This is a genomic window from Exiguobacterium sp. s150 (assembly GCF_018618435.1).
Lineage (GTDB): Bacteria > Bacillota > Bacilli > Exiguobacteriales > Exiguobacteriaceae > Exiguobacterium > Exiguobacterium alkaliphilum.
The window spans coordinates 1-573 of record NZ_JACSMC010000082.1 but is presented as its reverse complement, the minus strand read 5'-3'; the positions used below and the strand labels follow the sequence as shown (position 1 = coordinate 573).

The following is a 573-nucleotide window of genomic DNA, read 5'->3' as shown; positions in this document are numbered from 1 at the left end:
GCAGTGAAGATCGAACATACTGGCGAGCCATTTCTCGGTCACGTAGCGATTCAGGGACCGATACATGACGACTTAATGCCAGGGCCAATTGAGCCGTCTCTAAGCGATAGCTTGTCCCGCCTGCCTGCATACGATTCAGTTCATCCGCTAGCTCGCTTTGCAGAAGTACATGATTACTGTCTGACATCGGTCACCCTCCTCTACTCTTCTTTTAATTTATTATATACCCTTTTCCTGAAAAATTCGACTCAAGTCATGCACGTTACAAAATGGATCGTCCCACGTCATGTTTGCTTTGTATTCCTCTACAAGGTCGAGAAGTTTATCTTTATCGCAAAGTGCCAATAGATTCGTTTTTTCGAGATCCTCTAGATCCTTTTGGCGAGAGGAGAAGATCTTGGTACATGCTAAAAGTTCAATGTCGGGGATATACACATCAATCGCCTCGAACAGACCTTCAATCTTATGCCGGAATTCATTCTCCCTAAAGTCTTCACGGGGTGGGAACTGAATCACCCCTTCGACAATTTCAATTTCATATTCATGAAGCGCCTCTTTCAATTCAGGTGTCAC

The 573-nt window shown here is 44.5% G+C and carries 2 protein-coding genes; both read right to left on the bottom strand.

All coding sequences use genetic code 11. The features are described from left to right. Positions 1-187 (bottom strand): hypothetical protein (locus KNP76_RS15655; RefSeq protein WP_214845049.1); only part of this gene is annotated, 187 nt, incomplete at its 3' end. A gap of 32 nt (positions 188-219) precedes the next feature. Further along, positions 220-573, bottom strand: a 354-nt coding sequence (locus KNP76_RS15650) for a DUF6036 family nucleotidyltransferase (protein ID WP_214845048.1), incomplete at its 5' end; no start/stop codon positions are given.